The following is a 16,424-nucleotide window of genomic DNA, read 5'->3' as shown; positions in this document are numbered from 1 at the left end:
TAGCCTGTTCCTTAAGGGAGTTACTGGTCGCCGAAGCGCTTGCGCACCCGGGACTTGAGGAGCTTGCCGGAGGCGGTGCGCGGGAGTTCGTCCGCGACCACCATCGACTTGGGGATCTTGTACTTGGCGAGCCGGCCGGCCAGCGACGCGAGCACCTCGTCCGGGTCCGGCGAAGCACCCTCGCGCGGCACGACGACCGCGCGCGGCACCTCGCCCCACTTGTCGTCCGCGACCCCGATGACCGCGCACTCCACGATGTCGGGGTGGGCGAGGAGGAGGTCCTCGATCTCGGCGGGGTAGATGTTCTCCCCGCCGGAGATGATCATGTCCTTCATGCGGTCGACGATGTACACGTACCCGTCCTCGTCGGTCCGTGCCGCGTCCCCGCTGCGGAACCAGCCGTCGGCGAAGACCGCGGCCGTCTCCTCCGGCAACCCCCAATAACCGGGCATGACATGGGGCCCGCGCACCACGACCTCGCCGGTCTCGCCGATGTCGGCGGGGGTGAGGTCGGGCCGTGCGACCCGTACGTCGCTGAAGAAGTGCGGCACGCCCGCCGAACCCGCCTTGCTGACCGCGTGTTCGGCGTCCAGGAACAGGGTTCCGGGCGCGGCCTCCGTCATGCCGTAGCCCTGGAGGAAGGTCAGTCCGCGTTCCTGGTAGGCGGCGATCAGCGGGGAGGCGACCGGGGAGCCGCCGCAGGTGAGGATGCGCAGCGAGGAGAGGTCGGCGTCGGCCCAGCGGGGGTGCCGGGCCAGCTGGTCGAACATCGTCGGGACCCCGAACATGAAGGTGATCCGGTGCTGTTCGATCAGGTCGAAGGTGGCCGCCGGGTCGAAGGCCTCGACCAGGACGCAGGTGCCGCCCTTGAGCAGCACCGGCAGGGTGAGCATGTTGAGGCCGGCCGTGTGGAACAACGGGGCGGAGACCAGGGCGCGTTCGTCGGCGATCAGGTCGGTGTCGACGAGGACGTTGATCGCGTTCCAGGCCAGGTTGCCGTGGGTGAGCATGGCGCCCTTGGGGCGGCCGGTCGTGCCCGAGGTGTACATGATGATGCAGGTGTCGTCGGCCGTGACGGGCTCGTCGATCGGCTCGTCGGAGGCCGCGGCGAGCAACTCCTCGTATTCCGGGCCGACTTCGAGGTACGTGCGTACGTCGGTGCTGCCCGGCAGTCCGGCGACGAGGCCGGCGTGCGTCGGGCCGTAGACGAGGATCTTGGCGCCGGAGTCGGTGAGTTGGTGGGCGATCTCCGGGCCGACCAGGCGGGTGTTGAGGGGGACGAAGACCGCGCCGAGGATGCCGGCCGCGAACAGGGTCTCCAGGTAGGAGGGGTGGTTGGGGCCGAGGTAGGCGATGCGGTCGCCGCGGCGGACGCCTCGGGCGCGCAGGGCGTGGGCGAGGCGGGTGGTTCGTGTATGCAATGTGCCGTAGTCCGTCGACGATCCACCGGCGTCCGTCGACGAACCACCGTGATCTGCCGACGATCCGCCGCCGACCGTAGACGATCCGCCGTAGACCAGAGCCGTGCGGTGCGGGGTCTTGCGGGCCCGGCGTGCGGGCCATGACCCCAGTCCCTCGTTGCGCATCCGGCGTCCCTTACGTCAGGCCGAGCAGGCGGGCGGCGTTCTCCTTGAGGATCTTCGGCTTGACCTCGTCCTTGATCGGCAGCTTCTCGAAGTCGGCGAGCCAGCGGTCCGGGGTGAGGACGGGGTAGTCGGAGCCGAAGAGGACCTTGTCCTTCAGCAGGGTGTTGGCGTACTGCACCAGTTGCGGCGGGAAGTACTTCGGGGACCAGCCGGACAGGTCGATGTGCACGCCCGGCTTGTGCGTGGCGACGGCGAGGGCCTCGTCCTGCCAGGGGAAGGACGGGTGCGCCAGGATGATCTTGAGGTGCGGGAAGTCGGCGGCGACGTCGTCCACGTGCAGGGGGTTGGAGTACTTCAGGCGGATGCCGCCGCCCCCCGGCACTCCCGCGCCGATGCCTGTCTGGCCGGTGTGGAAGAGAGCGATGGTGCCCGTCTCCTCGATGACCTCGTAGAGGTCGTAGGCCACCGACCGGTCGTTGGGGAAGAAGCCCTGGATGTTGGGGTGGAACTTGAAGCCCTTGACCCCGTACTCCTCGACCAGGCGGCGGGCCTGCTTCACGCCCGCCCGGCCCCGGAACGGGTCGATGGACGCAAAGGGGATGAGCACGTCGGCGTTGGCGGCGGCGGCCTCGGCGACCTCCTCGTTCGGGACGGGCTCGGTGCCGGTCGCGGACTCGGCGTCGACCGTGAAGATCACCGCGGCCATCTTCCGCTCGCGGTAGTACGCGGCGGTCTCCTCCAGGGTCGGCTTCCGCTTGCCCTCGACCTTGAAGTAGGCGGAGGAGGCGTCGTGCAGGTCGTCGTCCAGGGAGGAGTGGCCCTTGGAGGACACCTCCGCGTGGGTGTGGACGTCGATCGCGACGAGTTCGCCGATGTCCATGGCGCGTTCGCCGACGTTCGTGGGGGATGTCATCACGCCTCCGGCAGCTTCGGTGCGGGGATGCCGACGGACTGGAGTTCGGCGCCGACCGAGGTGGGGAAGGCGTCGGCCAGGGTGTCAGGGGTCCAGCCGCCGTCGGCGTAGGCCACGCTGATCTCCTGCGGGTGGGACCAGAGTGCCACCTTGTCGCCGCCGATGCCGATGGCCTGGCCGGTGATGCCGCGCGCGGCCTCGGAGGCGAGGAACGGCACCAGCGCGGCGCAGTCCTCGGGGGTGCCGAAGCCCTCGCCCTTGCGGAGGAAGTCGGGCAGCGGGTCGCCGTTCTTCATGGCCTCGATGTACGGGGCGAACGCGGGGATCGTCTCGGTCATGGCGGTCGCGGCGACCGGCACGATCGCGTTGACGGTGATGCCCGCGCGGCCGAGTTCCATCGACCAGGTGCGGGCGAAGGCGGCGATGCCGGCCTTGGCGGCCGAGTAGTTGGTCTGGCCGAAGTTGCCGCGCTGGCCGGCCGGCGAGCCGACCAGGATCAGGCTGCCGCCCTCGCCCTGCTCGCGCATCCGTACGGCGGCGGCGCGGGCGCAGGTGAAGGTGCCCTTCAGGTGGGTGGTGATCACCGCGTCGAAGTCCTCGTCGGTCATCTTCCACAGCACCTTGTCGCGCAGGATGCCCGCGTTGGTGACCAGGATGTCGATCCGCCCGAACTCCTCGACGGCACGGTTCACCAGCCGCTCGGCCGCCTCCGTCGTACCGACCGGGACCACCTCGGCGACGGCCGTGCCGCCCGCCTCGGTGATCGATTTGACGGCCTGGTCGGCCACCGCCTCGTCGATGTCGTTGACGACCACGGACGCGCCGTGGGCGGCCAGAGCGTGCGCGTAGGCGAGGCCGAGGCCCCGGCCACTGCCGGTGACGACGGCGACCTTGCCGGTCAGATCGATGCTGGGCACGAGCGGATCCCTTCACACGGCGATACGGCTGCGAGCCGCGCCGGGGTCTGAACGCACCGGGGTGCGGCTACGAGATCGAAGCTAAGAGCAATAATTGTTGACGTCAATAGTTGTTGCCGATGGACCATGTGCGTCACACTGGCTCCGAACCACCGCACGCCCCGCCCGGGGCCTCGACCCAGGGAGCCCGCCATCGCACGTCAGCCGCACGCCGCGACCCCTCCGATCGACGCGCACGAACCGTGGATGCGCGGGCTGCACGCGGACACGGGCTACCTCATGTACCGGCTGGGCCTGCGTTCCGGCCAGCTCTTCAACACGTTCCTCCAGGAGTCGGGCCTGCGCCTGCGCCACTACGCGCTGCTCCGCTTCCTGGCCACGTCCGAGGGCGCCCTCCAGCGCGAACTGAGCACCCGGCTCGGCTACGACCCGAGCGCGATCGTCGGCCTGGTCGACGACCTGGAAAAGCTCGGGTTCGCCGAGCGCCGCCCTTCCCCCGACGACCGGCGCAGCCGCATCGTGGTCCTGACGGCGGACGGCCGCGGCTTCCTGCGCGACACGGACGAGGCGGGCCTGCGCGTCACGAACGAACTGCTGGACCCGCTCGACGCGACCGAGCGGGAGACCCTGCACACCCTGCTGCAACGGGTCGCCGAGGACGGACTGACCTGACACCGGACGGAGGCCCGGCCATGACGACCACCCGGTCCGCGACGAGCACCGGATCCGATACGGCCACGCGCTCGGCGACGAACACCGAGTCCGCGACCACGGCACAGTCGGCGACGACCACTGGGCCCGCGCCCATCACGCGGTCCTCGAAGATCCCCGGTTCCGCGGCGCCCGTCACCCGGTCCGCGCCCGACCGGCTGCTCGCCGTGCTCGCCGCCTTCGACCACGCGCACACGGCCCTGTCCCTGTCCGACATCAGCCGCCGCGCCGGCCTCACCCTGACCACCGCCCACCGCCTCGCGGGCGCCCTCACCGAGTGGGGAGCGCTGGAGCGGGACACGTCGGGGACGTACCACGTAGGCCTACGGCTGTGGGAGATCGCGGCGCTCGCACCGCGCGGCCTCGCGCTGCGCCAACTCGCCCTCCCGTACCTGGAGGACCTGTACGAATCGACGCACGAGAACGTGCAGTTGGCGGTGCGGGACGGTACGGAGGTCGTCTACACCGAGTGGATCTCGGGCCGTTCGGCGGTCGGCGTACACATCCGGGTCGGCGCCCGCTGGCCCCTCCACGCCACGGGCGTGGGCCTCACCCTGCTGGCCCACGGCGACCCGGACCTCCAAGAGGCCTACTGCGCAGGTCCGTTGGCGTCCTTCACGCCGTACACGATCACCGATCCGGTACGACTGCGCCGGGTACTGGCCGAAGTCCGGCGCACCGGCGTCGCGGTGAGTACCCGTCAGATCACGGACGACGCCCTGTCGGTGGCGGCTCCGGTGCACGGGCCGGGCGGTGCGGTGGTCGCGGCGGTGTCGGTGGTCGTGCCTCAAGTGGACGCGCAGGTACCGGCGTTGATCCCGGCGGTGCGGCTTGCGGCGCGGGGGATATCCCGGGCGTTGGGGTGGCGGCCGGAGGTGTGAGGCACCTACTTGTTCTCGCCCGGCTTTCCGACGTGGTCGCCGTAGCCGGCGGTGTCGTCCCCGGGCCTGGCCGAGGCGTTGGGGGTGGAGGTCGAGGTGGAGGTTGAAGCGGGCGGCATGTGGTCGCCGCCGTCTCCGGACTTGCCGGTCGCGCCGGAGGCGTTGAGCTGGAAGGCGAAGAGGAGTGCGGCCACGGCGAGGGTGGCGGTGAACCAGAGGGTGATGCGTCGCATGTGTGCTCCTGTAGTTGACGGGGTGGGGCGCTGCTGGTGCGGCGCCGCTACCAGGCGAACTCTTCGGTGTGGATGCTGTCGCGGTGGGCGCCGGCGCCGCGTGCGGCCTTGCGGACGGCGGTGATCCAGGTGGGCGGGCCGCAGACGTAGACGTCCCGGTGGGCGATGTCGGGGACGAGGCTCTTGAGGACCTGGATGTCGTCGTCGAGGTGGGCGCGGCCGGTGGTCTGCCCGGGAGCGTTGGCGAGGGGGACGGGACCTGCGCTCTGCCGGGAAGTGGCGGCGCTGTGTACGGAACCTGCGGCCTGCCGGGAAGTGGCGGCGTGGTGCGCGGAACCCGTGGCCTGCCAGGAGGCATCGGTGAGGTGGGCCGGGCCCGCGGTCTGCCGGGCGGTGTCGGCGCGGTGCGCGGGACCGGCGGCTTGCCAGGAGGCATCCGTGAGGTGGGCCGGACCCGCGACCGGCGAGGACGTGCCCTCGCGGTGGGCGGAATCCGCTGCCTGCCAGGACGTGTCGGCGCGGCGCGGGCCCGGGAGGAGGATCAGTTCGACGCCCCGGTGGGTGGCGATGGTGCGGAGTTCGTCGGCGAACACGGCGTGCTCGTCCTCGCCGTAGCGATAGATGAGGGTGGCCTCGCCGGGGGCATAGGGGGCGTCTTCGAGCAGGGCGCGCATGGGGGTGATGCCGATTCCGGCGGCCATGAAGAGCATGCCGGGCCGGGTGCGGTGGCGGGCGGTGAGGGTGCCGTAGGGGCCCTCGATCAGGGCGCGGGTGCCGGGGGTGAGGCGGGCCGCGCGTTCGCTGCCGTCGCCCGCGGACTTGATGGTGATGCGCAACCGGTCGGGGGTGGGGGCGGCGGAGAGGGTGTACGGGTTGCCGCGGGACCAGCCGGGGCCGTCGAGGAAGCGCCAGACGAAGAACTGGCCGGAGGCCGTCCGCATCCGGTCCAGGCGGTGCCCCTTGAACGTGATCGACACCGTGCCGGGTGCCTCCGTGACCACGGACTCGACCCGCAGGCGGTGGTAGAGGGAACGCCAGGCCGGCAGGGCGACGCGGTAGAGGAGGGTGGCGGCGAACGCGAAGCCGTACAGGCACCACCAGTAGACGCGGGTCCAGGTCTCGTGGAAGTCGGCGCCGTCGGTGAAGGTGTGCGGGAAGGTGGCCGCGATGCCGGCGTAGGAGTAGAGGTGCAGCAGGTGCCAGGACTCGTAGCGGAGTCGGCGGCGGGCCGCGCGGATCGAGGTCACCACGACCATGATCAGCAGGGCGGTCCCGGCGGTGGCGAACAGCATCCATGAGTCGGTGATGAACAGGCGCAGGAGTGCGTCCGGTATCGCCGTGGGTTCGCGATTGGACCGTTCCACGGCGAACAGGGTGACGTGGGCCGTCATCAGCCAGAACGAGGCGAAGCCGATCAGACGGTGCCGGCGGGTGAGCAGGTCGTGGCCCCAGGACCGTTCCACCCAGGGGATCCGGGCGAGGAGGACGACCTGGAGGATCATCAGGTCGGAGGCCAGCAGGCCGGCGAGCAGGCCGAGGGAGCCTGTCGCCCGGTCGGAGGCGGTGAGGCTGAGTGGGCCGCCCTGGTTCATGACCCACAGGGCTACGACCGCGACCACGGACAGGATCGCCAGCGCGCCGAGCGGGTCGGCGAGCGTGAATCGCGCCCGGCGGGGTGGGGCGGGCGGGGTGCGTTGCCCGCGGGGCAGCTCGGTGGACAGGGTCATCGGCGGGCTTCCTTCGTCGCGAGGTCAAGGGATGCCCCTTGGGCAGGGCGTGTCCTCACCCTTGCTTCGCTCTTTGTGGCCGCTCTAAGAAACCCGGCGGCCGGGAGGAGCATGCTCGCCGCTGACCTGTGTCGATACCAGCTCGGCGGGAGGACCGGCCCGCGTGGTTCTTAGACTTCCTTGTCGTTCACCGCCGATCCTGGAGGCAGCTGATTCTTGAGGCACCTGATTCTTTGAGGTACCTGATCCTTGAGGCAGGCGGCAGTGCCCGTTTCCGCGGGTGCCGGTGAGGAAGTCGAGGTGCTGCATGGCGGCGGTGGGCCGTAGGCCGGAGGTGCTGGTGGTCGACGACGACCCCGGCGTGCGCGCGGCCCTGGACCTGGGGCTCGGACTTGAGGGCTTCACGGTCCGGCTGGCCGAGGACGGCGAGACGGCACTCGACGAGGTAGCCGGCCGCCCGCCGTCGGTGATCGTCCTGGACGTGACGATGCCGGGCCTGTCCGGGGTCGAGGTCGTCCGCGCGCTGCGCGCCCAGGGCCGAACCCTTCCCGTGTGCATGCTCTCCGCCCGCGACGAGGTCGACGACCGGGTCGCGGGGCTCGCGGCGGGCGCGGACGACTACGTCGTAAAACCGTTCTCCGTCGGGGAGTTGTCCGCCCGGCTGCACGCGATGGTGCGGCTGCACGAGTCGACGACCGAGCGGTCCCTGGTCGTCGGCGACGTCGCGATCGAGCCCGCGCGCCGCGTGGCCTCCCGGGCCGGACGCGAACTCCGGCTGACCACCCGCGAGTTCGACCTCCTGCTCGCCCTCGCCCACCGCCCCGGCCAAGTCCTTTCCCGCGCCCAGCTGTTGGAGCAGGTCTGGGGCTACACCTGGGACGTGGACACCAACGTGGTGGACGTTTTCATCGGCTACCTCCGCAAGAAACTGGAGGCCGACGGCGGCCCCCGGGTGCTTCGAACCGTCCGCGGGATCGGCTTCGTCCTGCGCACCGGTCCGTGAGGGGGCTACGGCGGGGTCTGCGTGCCCCGATCATCCCCGCTGTCGGTCCCGCGTACCGGCCCGTGAGGTCGCTGCTGCGGTGCCTGCGTGCCGGGATCACCGCCGCGGTCGGTCCTGCGCACCGGTTCGTGAGGTGGCTGCCACGGGGTCTGCGCGCCCGGATCACGGCCACGACCGATCCCGCCCGACCGGCCCCAACATGGCTGCCGCCCGGCCCGCGCCCCCGCACCTCACCCGCCGTCACCCCACGGACCGCCCCATGACCTGGCTCCCGCGCAGCCTCCGCTCCCGGATCACCGCCGCTGTCGTGCTGCTGGTGACCGTCGTGGTCGGGCTCGCCGGGCTGGTCATCGTTGCGCGGATCGACCATCGCGACCGTACCGACGTCGACCGTCAACTCGCCGCGCGCGTCGAGAAGGGGGACCAGGACGCCGACAAACTCCGCGACCAGGGCGACCATCCGAGCGGTGACGGGGAGGACAGCGACGACTACGGCGGGCTGCTCGCCGGTAGTCAGAGCCTGGTGCGGCTCGTCTCCGGCGGGAAGGTGATCGCGCAGCACGGTGAGACGCCGAGCGCTCCGCTCCCGGTGCCGACCCGCGACGGGTACCGCACGATCGACACCGACGGGCAGACCTGGCGTTCACTGACCCGGTCGCTGAGCACCACCGGCGAGCGGCTCGAAGTGCTCCAGGACATCGACCCGATCGAACGGCGGCTCGCGGACAACACCGTGATCGTCGCCGCCGTCACGCTCCTCGCCGCCCTCGCCACCGCCGGCGGCGTCTGGCTGCTCACCCGGATCATCCTCCAGCCGCTGGAACGGCTGCGGACCGGCGCCCTCGCGATCAGCGCGGACACGGCCGGGCCCCAACTCCCCGCCGTCACAGGCCCGCAGGAGGTCGCGGACCTCTCCCACGCGCTGAACAGCATGCTGGACCAGTTGCGCGTCAGCATGGACTCCACCCGCCGTTTCACCGCCGACGCGGGCCACGAACTCCGCACCCCGCTCACCAGTCTCGGGGTCACCCTGGAGACCCTCCAGCGCAACCCCGATCTCCCCGCACCCCAACGGGCCCGGGCCCTGGAGGCGATGAGCGCGGAGCACCGCCGTATCACCGCGCTCCTCACGGGACTTCAGACCCTGGCCCGCGGCGACGCCCACGCCCTGCCCGAACGCACCCCGGTCGTCCTGAGCGAACTCCTCGACGAGGCAGTCGCCCACGCGGCGCACCGCCACCCCACGACCACCTACCGGCTGACGGCCAACTCCCCCGCGACCGTGGACGGTTGGCCCGTCGGCCTACGCCTTGCCGTCGACAACCTCCTCGACAACGCGGCCCTCCACGGCCGCCCCGACGGCACGGTGGACATCCGGCTCACCGAGGACGCGGGCACGGTCCGGATCACCGTCGGCGACGACGGCCCCGGCATCCCCGCCGCCCAACGGCAGGCCATGAAGGCCCGGTTCACCCGCGGCACCCGCACCCGCTCCCCCGGTTCCGGCCTCGGCCTCGCCCTCGTCGACCAACAAGCCCACCTCCACCGCGGCACCCTCCACCTCGGCACCACCCCCACCGGAGGCCTGGAGGCCACCCTCGACCTCCCCTCGACACCCGACGACGAGCCCCGCGAACAGCCCACGCCCGACTGACCAACGGCATTCCGAACAGACGCGGGCCTACGACAGGACACGCGTCCAACTCCCCCTCGTCCCAGCCCGTTTCACCCGGGCAACCCCGCCAACATCCGCCGATCCCGGGGCGCCGCCTTCCGGTCCAGCCGTGCGTCCAGCAGCCGGCGTGCCGCGTCGCACCGTCCCGCCGACACCAGCGCGTACAGCAACGTCTCCTCCACGACCTCGCGTTGGGCCGCGCTGCCGCCCACCTTGCGCAGGACCGGCAGCAACGCGTCGAGGCCGTGGGCGGCTTCGTGGAAGCGGTGTTCGACGAGGGCGGCGAAGGCGTCGCAGAGCGGGGCGATGACCTCGCGCTGCACCGGGTCGGCGCCCGCCGCGTGGTCGCGCAGCCGGCGGAGGGCCGGGAGGTCTCCGGCCGCCGTCAGAGCCACCGCCACGTGCAGGGCGGTGAACGCGGTCGCCGGTCGCTCCAGCACCTCGCAGGCCACGGTGTCCAGAACATCCGAAGTGGGCAGCTCGCCCTGCCAGTTGCCGCTGAGCCGGGCCCGCCACAGCAGTGACCCCGAGTCGACGAGCGCGCGTACCCCGGTCACCCGCCCGGGCGCCAACTGCGCGAACCAGCGCCTGCGTACGGCGGCGGGGTCGTCCAACGCCAGTTCGTGGAGGGCGATGTGCCAGGAGAAGTGGGCCCGGTGGACGGCGCCCCGGCCCTGCCCGGAGACCCAGCGGTCCAGCCAGTCCCGGCCCGCCTCGTGGGCGCCGGACTCGTAATGGACGTGGGCCAGCGCGTGCACGGCGTGACCGGACGCGGGTTCGACTCCCAAGGCGCGGTGGGCGAGTTCACCCGCCTCGTGCAGCCGGCCCTGCTCCTGGCGCAGGAACGCGAGCAACGAGGTGTGGAACCAGTGCCCGTCGTAGGCGGGGGACGTCCGCTCGACCAGGCGCAGCGCGTAGTCGTCGTCCAGGTCGGTGACGCCGGAGAAGGCGATGGTGGGGACGGCGGCGGCCAGGGCGAGCGCGTCGGCGGGGTGGGTGTCGAGGTGACGTATCAACGCCCGGTCCCCGTCGGCGGATTGGACCCGGCGCGTGATCACCTCGACGAAGGAGCGCTCGCGTTCGTCGGCCCGTTCGCGTGCGCAGCGCTGGGCGTCCGCGAGCGCCCGGGGTACGTCGACGGCGGCTCCGCACTCGTGGCCGAGCAGGGCCAACGCCGCGTGACCCAGGGCGAATCCGGGGTCCAGGGCGACCGCGCGGGCGAAGGCGTCCTCGGCTCCGGCGCGGACCTTGAGGACCCGGTCGAGTCCGTTGCGGTAGGCGGAGGCGGCCTCGGCGTGGGTCGACAGCGGGAGTCCGAGTCCGTCGACCGGCCTGCGGCGGGCGGCGCGGCGGGTCGGTGGCGCCAGCAACTGCTGGGCCAGGGTGGCCGCCTGGACGCGGATCTCGGGGATCGCGGTGGTCTCCCACAACTCACCACGCCTGGGGGCGCCGAGCGTGAACAGCGGTCGTACGGAACGGCCTTGGGCGTCGAGGAGGCGTCCGTCGCGCGTGGCGACTCCCATGCCGAGCGGTCCGGGCACCGCCGTACCGGTCTCGAACAGGCCGCGCCACAACGGGTCTTCGAGCCGTTGCCCGGGTCCCGTGCAGTCGATCACCCAACCCACGCGCAACGTACGGCCGTTGGAGAGCGCGACAGCCAACTGCCCACCGGACTCGGTCACATCGGTGATCGTGCCCGCGTGGACCTGGAGGCGGCGGGCGGTGCGGGCCCGGGTGACCGACTCGGCGGTGGTGGGGGCCATGCGGTGGCGGTGGGTGTTCCAGAGGGCGCCCTCACCCGCGAGGAACTCCCCGCGTTCTTCGGGGGTGAGACTGTGCCAGAGTCGCGCGGTGTGCGGGCGCAGGCTGTCCAGGGCGGGGCGCCAGTCGCCGTGGGTGCGGACCGAGCGGCTGACGTGCCGGTAGACGGTTCGGCGCAGTGCGTTCAGTGTCAGGTCGCGGGGCCAGCTCGGCGCCTCCATCGCGCCGGCCGGTCCCAACGCGTGGGGCTGGGGCAGGAGTCCGTTGCGCGAGACGGCGTGGACCGTGCGCTCGGGGTGGTCGAGGGTGAGGGCCAGGTCCACGGCGGTGAGACCCATGCCGACGAGGAGGATGTCGGCGGTGTCCTCGCGCACGGCGTCCAACGCACCAGGTTTCCAGGGCGAGTTGACGAAGCGGGGCGAGGTGCGCAGCGCGGGCGGTGCCCAGGCGGCCGTAGGAGCGGCTGGGCCTGTGGCCAGGACCGCACTGTCGGCGGTGAGGAGTCCGCCGTCGGCGAGGTGGAGTTCCACCGGGCCCGCCGGATCGGCCTGGCCTGCCGGGCCTGCCTGGCCTGCACGACCTGCACGACCTGCCGGACCTGCCGGACCTTCGAGGGCGCCGGTACAGCTCTCCGCGCGGGTGCGCAGTCGGCGTACGGAGACCGTGCCGTGGGAGCGGACGACGGCCTGGGCGAGGGTGTCGGCGAGGTAGGCGCCGAAGCGGTAGCGGGTGGCGAAGTCGGCGGCGCTGACGGTGGGTTCGCCGTGGCGGCACAGCCAGCGGGTGAAGTGGCCGGGGTCGTCGGGGTAGCAACTCATGCCGCCCGCCGGGACGTTGAGCCGGTGGCGTGGATCGGGTGTGGCGTAGGCGGTGCCGCGGCCGGCTTCCGGGGCCGGGTCGACCAGCACCAGGTCGAGGGGGGTCCGGCGGCGGGTGGCGGTCTCGCAGAGCTGGACGGCGGTCAGGGTGCCTGCCGCGCCCGCTCCGACGATCGCCACGGTGGGCCGCTTGCGGACTTCGGTCACGAATACCTCCGGCGTGGTCTGCCGCGGAGCCGCCGAAACGGAACTCCGCCTTCAGGTCCTTCCTCACTCTTCCGACCGGGTGGGTGGGGACGCCATGGCGGGACGGGGATCTCACCGGATACTCAGGGCACCGGTCGGCGCCTTCATACTCTGTTCACACTCGGGAAGCGTCCGGCAACCGTGGTTTCAGGCCTTCTTTCAGGCTCTCTTCACAGGAATCTCAGGTGGAGCCCCTGGGATTCAAAGATTCAACCCATGCAAGTGACGCAGGATGCAACGGCACTGGTGATCTCGTCGCGTACGGCCAGTGGGCGTGCGCGACATGCGGAGGAAGGCGTGCTGTGGGCGTGTCGCACATATCCAACCGGTCCGAGAAGCAGTCGGAGAGGTGGTCCCGTCGTGGGGTCCTCACCGTGCTCGGGGTGGTGCCGGCCGCCGTCCTGACCGGTTGCAGCGGCTCGGCGGGCGCCGCGGAGAGCTCGTCGTCCGGTGGTTCGTCGGCGACCGCGTCGGTGAAGGCCGCGAAGGTACCGACCGTCACGGTCCTGCCCGCGGACGGCACCAAGAAGGCCGACTTCACCACCCCGGTCACGGTCAGCGTGACGGACGGCACGCTCGCCGCGGTGAAGGTGACCGGCAACGACGGCTCCACGCTGGCCGGGACGTTCAACGACGCCAAGACGAAGTGGACGTCCGCGAAGAACCCGTACTCGGGCACGAAGTACACGGTCGCGGCGCAGGCGCAGGGCGCCGCCGCGAAGACGGTGACCTTCACCACGAAGTCGCCCGGCGAGACCTTCGTCGGCTACTTCACCCCAGAGGCGAACTCCACCTCCGGCGTCGGCATGCCCGTGTCGATCAACTTCACCCACGCGGTCAAGGACCGGTCCACTGTCCAGAAGGCGATCACGGTCACCGCCGAGCCCGCCGTCGAGGTGGTCGGCCACTGGTTCAGCGACACCCGGCTCGACTTCCGGCCCGAGACGTACTGGGCGGCCGGCACGAAGATCACCCTCAGCCTGCGCCTGAAGGACATCGAGGGCCAGGACGGCGTCTACGGCGTCCAGTCCAAGGACGTCACCTTCGACATCGGGCGCGAACAGATCAGCACGGTGGACCTGTCCAGCAAGGAGATGACCGTCAAGCGGGACGGCAAGACCCTCGCGACCTATCCGGTCAGCGGCGGCAACGCCCAGCACACCACCTGGTCCGGGATCATGGTGATCAGCGAGCGGTTCAAGCAGACCCGCATGGAGTCCTCGACGGTCGGGCTCGGCGACGAGTACGACATCTCCGACGTCCCGCACGCCCAGCGCCTCACCACCTCCGGCACGTTCGTGCACGGCAACTACTGGGCGTCCACCTCGGTCTTCGGCAACGAGAACACCAGCCACGGCTGCGTCGGCCTGCACGACGCGAAGGGCGCCAACGACACGTCGGTGCCGGGCTACAAGTTCTACGACAGCTCGATGCTCGGCGACGTCGTCATCGTGAAGAACTCCGGCGAGAAGACCGTGGCGGCGGACAACGGCCTCAACGGCTGGAACCTGTCCTGGGCGGAGTGGAAGGCGGGGAGCGCGGCCTAGATCCCGGCGCGCGCTGCCTTCCTGGATCGGTCCAGCCCGGCGCCCCCTGCCTCCTGGAACGGTCCAGCTCCGGCGCGCTCCGGCCCGGGCCACCGCTGACCCCTGGCGCAGTCCGGACGCGACGCGCTCTGGCCCCTGGAACGGTCCAGACCCGCGACACCCTCCAGCCCCGGCGCGCACTGCCTCCTGGACGGTCCAGCCCCGGCACTCTCTGCCTCCTGGAACGGTCCAGCCCCGACGCGCTCCGGCCCGGGCCACCGCTGACCCCTGGCACGGTCCGGACGCGACGCGCTCTGGCCCCTGGAACGGTCCAGACCCGCGACACCCTCCAGCCCCGGCGCGCTCTGGCCCAGGCCACCCCTGGCCCCTGGCGCAGTCAGGACCCGACGCGCTCTACCCCCTGGAACGGTCCAGACCCGGCGGCACCCTCCGACCCCGACTACTCCGAGCAGCGCGCCCCGATCCCGACAGCGCCTCGCAATCCCGGCGACGCCCTCCAGTCCCGACGCCCTCCAGTCCCGGCACCCTCCAGTCCCGGCACCCTCTGGTCCGCGCGGCACCGGCCGCTCCCGGCGGCACGCTCCTGCCCCCACGGCGCCTCCGGTCCCGCAGCGCCTCCAGCCCCCCGGCCCGGCACGCTCGGATCCCGGCGGCGCCCTCTGGTCCCGGCGGCACGCATCCGGGCGGCACGCACCGATCCCGGCAGCACGCACCGACCCCCGCAGCCCCGTCCGATCCCGACCGCACCCTCCGCCACCCACGCACACCCGCCCCCCACCGGCGCCACCCCTCGGAAACCCCCTCTTTCACCGCATTCATCACCTGAACCCCCGCCCACCGAAAGGACTTTCCCGGCTTCACCTCTTGACGCCCGGAGTGGCTGAGAGCACATTGACCGCGCACCCCACTGCGTGAGAGCGCTCTCAGGCAGGCACGGCACCCGCTCCCCACTCCGTATCCGAGAGGCACCGATGAGTGAACCCTCCGGCACGCAGCGCAGACCCCGTCCCCTCAGGCGTGTCCTGATCGCCGTCCTCAGCACCCTCGGCCTGGCGGCCGCCACCGCCACGGCCTTCACCCTGCCCGCGAACGCATCCGCGCCCACGCCCCCGTCGGGCTGGACGCAGGTCTTCCTGGACGACTTCAACGGCTCCGCGGGCACCGGTGTCTCCACCACCAACTGGCAGTACGACACCGGGACTTCGTACCCGGGCGGGGCCGCCAACTGGGGCACCGGCGAGGTCGAGACGATGACCTCCTCCACCAACAACGTGGCGCTCGACGGCAACGGCAACCTGCTGATCACCCCGCGCCGGGACGCCTCCGGCAACTGGACCTCGGGCCGGATCGAGACCAACCGCACGGACTTCCAGCCACCGGCCGGCGGGAAGCTCCGCGTCGAGGCCCGTATCCAACTCCCCAACGTCACCGGCTCGTCGGCGCTCGGCTACTGGCCCGCGTTCTGGATGCTGGGCGCGCCGTACCGGGGCAATTACCAGAACTGGCCCAGCGTGGGCGAGTTGGACATCATGGAGAACGTCCAGGGTCTCAACACGGACTGGTCCACGGTCCATTGCGGCACCAGCCCGGGCGGTCCGTGCAACGAGACGACCGGCATCGGCGGTTCGACGGCGTGCACGGGTACGACCTGCCAGGCGGGCTTCCACACGTACGCGATGGAGTGGGACCGGTCCACAAGTCCCGAGCAGATCCGCTACTACCTCGACGGCGTCAACTTCGAGACGGTGAACTCCAGTCAGGTCGACGCGACGACCTGGGCCAACGCGACGAACCACGGCTTCTTCATCATCCTGAACGTGGCGATGGGCGGCGGCTTCCCGGACGCGTTCGGCGGCGGCCCCACCAGCGCCACCGACCCGAACCACCCGATGACGGTGGACTACGTCCAGGTCCTCTCGTCCACGGGCAGCGGGAGCGGTACCACGACCCCGCCGACCGGCAACCGTGACGCCTACAGCGCCATCCAGGCCGAGTCCTACGACAGCCAGTCCGGCACCGTCGCCGAGACCACCACGGACACCGGCGGCGGCCAGGACATCGGCACGATCGCCAACGGCGACTGGGCCCTCTACAAGGGCGTCAACTTCGGCTCCACGGCGGCCACCCAGTTCTACGCCCGGGTCGCGAGCGGCGCCGCGAGCGGAGTCAGCGGCCTGGTCCAGGTCCGCCTCGACAGCCCCACCGCGACCCCGATCGGCAGCTTCGCGCTGGCCAACACCGGGGGCTGGCAGTCATGGAAGACGGTACCGGCCAACATCAGCTCGGTCACCGGCACCCACGACGTCTACCTCACCTTCACCAGCGGCCAGCCGGCGGACTTCGTGAACGTCAACTGGTTCGACTTCGGCCACTGATCCCAACTCCCCACGGGGAAAGGGGGCTTCA

General features: G+C 71.5%; 12 protein-coding genes. 6 read left to right on the top strand and 6 right to left on the bottom strand.

Going from position 1 to position 16,424, the window contains the following annotated elements; genetic code table 11:
• Window positions 1-20: 20 nt before the first annotated feature.
• Genes OG407_RS41220 through OG407_RS41210 form a run of 3 tightly spaced genes read right to left on the bottom strand, consistent with a single transcriptional unit; the run spans window position 21 to window position 3,416 of the window.
• On the bottom strand, window positions 21-1,586 hold the full coding sequence (locus OG407_RS41220) for an acyl-CoA synthetase (RefSeq protein ID WP_405865356.1): 1,566 nt from the start codon (window positions 1,584-1,586) through the stop codon (window positions 21-23).
• Window positions 1,587-1,596: 10 nt separating this feature from the next.
• A complete protein-coding gene (locus OG407_RS41215; RefSeq protein WP_366493912.1) occupies window positions 1,597-2,466 on the bottom strand; it encodes an amidohydrolase family protein in 870 nt (289 codons plus the stop codon).
• Between the two features lie 32 nt (window positions 2,467-2,498).
• Window positions 2,499-3,416, bottom strand: a complete 918-nt coding sequence (locus tag OG407_RS41210; protein ID WP_405865354.1) for an SDR family NAD(P)-dependent oxidoreductase — start codon at window positions 3,414-3,416, stop codon at window positions 2,499-2,501.
• A gap of 246 nt (window positions 3,417-3,662) precedes the next feature.
• Here OG407_RS41210 and OG407_RS41205 point away from each other — a divergent pair, with 246 nt between their 5' ends.
• Window positions 3,663-4,088: a MarR family transcriptional regulator gene (locus tag OG407_RS41205; protein ID WP_365298256.1), complete on the top strand. Its 426-nt coding sequence runs from the start codon at window positions 3,663-3,665 to the stop codon at window positions 4,086-4,088.
• 20 nt (window positions 4,089-4,108) lie between these two features.
• A complete protein-coding gene (locus OG407_RS41200) occupies window positions 4,109-5,008 on the top strand; it encodes an IclR family transcriptional regulator (RefSeq protein ID WP_405865352.1) in 900 nt (299 codons plus the stop codon).
• A gap of 5 nt (window positions 5,009-5,013) precedes the next feature.
• On the opposite strand, the gene OG407_RS41195 is transcribed toward OG407_RS41200, so the two are convergent.
• Window positions 5,014-5,241 carry a hypothetical protein gene (locus tag OG407_RS41195; protein WP_405865350.1) on the bottom strand — a complete coding sequence of 76 codons (228 nt, stop codon included), beginning with the start codon at window positions 5,239-5,241 and terminating at the stop codon, window positions 5,014-5,016.
• A 47-nt stretch (window positions 5,242-5,288) separates the two neighbouring features.
• The gene (locus OG407_RS41190; RefSeq protein ID WP_405865348.1) at window positions 5,289-6,968 is read right to left on the bottom strand and encodes a ferric reductase-like transmembrane domain-containing protein; all 1,680 of its coding nucleotides are present in this window, start codon (window positions 6,966-6,968) and stop codon (window positions 5,289-5,291) included.
• Window positions 6,969-7,275: 307 nt separating this feature from the next.
• On the opposite strand from OG407_RS41190, the gene OG407_RS41185 reads away from it, so the two are divergent.
• Window positions 7,276-7,971 (top strand): response regulator transcription factor, encoded by a 696-nt coding sequence (locus OG407_RS41185; protein ID WP_405865346.1) that lies wholly within the window; start codon window positions 7,276-7,278, stop codon window positions 7,969-7,971.
• A gap of 259 nt (window positions 7,972-8,230) precedes the next feature.
• Window positions 8,231-9,625, top strand: a complete 1,395-nt coding sequence (locus OG407_RS41180; protein WP_405865344.1) for an ATP-binding protein — start codon at window positions 8,231-8,233, stop codon at window positions 9,623-9,625.
• Window positions 9,626-9,696: 71 nt separating this feature from the next.
• On the opposite strand, the gene OG407_RS41175 is transcribed toward OG407_RS41180, so the two are convergent.
• Window positions 9,697-12,432: an FAD/NAD(P)-binding protein gene (locus OG407_RS41175; protein WP_405865342.1), complete on the bottom strand. Its 2,736-nt coding sequence runs from the start codon at window positions 12,430-12,432 to the stop codon at window positions 9,697-9,699.
• Window positions 12,433-12,773: 341 nt separating this feature from the next.
• Between OG407_RS41175 and OG407_RS41170 the strand changes: the two genes are divergently transcribed.
• Both OG407_RS41170 and OG407_RS41165 read left to right on the top strand, forming a co-directional pair.
• Window positions 12,774-14,018: an Ig-like domain-containing protein gene (locus tag OG407_RS41170; protein ID WP_405865340.1), complete on the top strand. Its 1,245-nt coding sequence runs from the start codon at window positions 12,774-12,776 to the stop codon at window positions 14,016-14,018.
• A gap of 971 nt (window positions 14,019-14,989) precedes the next feature.
• On the top strand, window positions 14,990-16,393 hold the full coding sequence (locus OG407_RS41165; RefSeq protein WP_329348629.1) for a glycoside hydrolase family 16 protein: 1,404 nt from the start codon (window positions 14,990-14,992) through the stop codon (window positions 16,391-16,393).
• The last annotated feature ends 31 nt before the right edge of the window (window positions 16,394-16,424 follow it).

The organism is Streptomyces sp. NBC_01515 (assembly GCF_045040345.1).
In the GTDB taxonomy this organism is placed as follows: domain Bacteria; phylum Actinomycetota; class Actinomycetes; order Streptomycetales; family Streptomycetaceae; genus Streptomyces.
The sequence above is the reverse complement of the archived record's forward strand: the minus strand, read 5'-3'. Positions and strand labels throughout refer to the sequence as shown.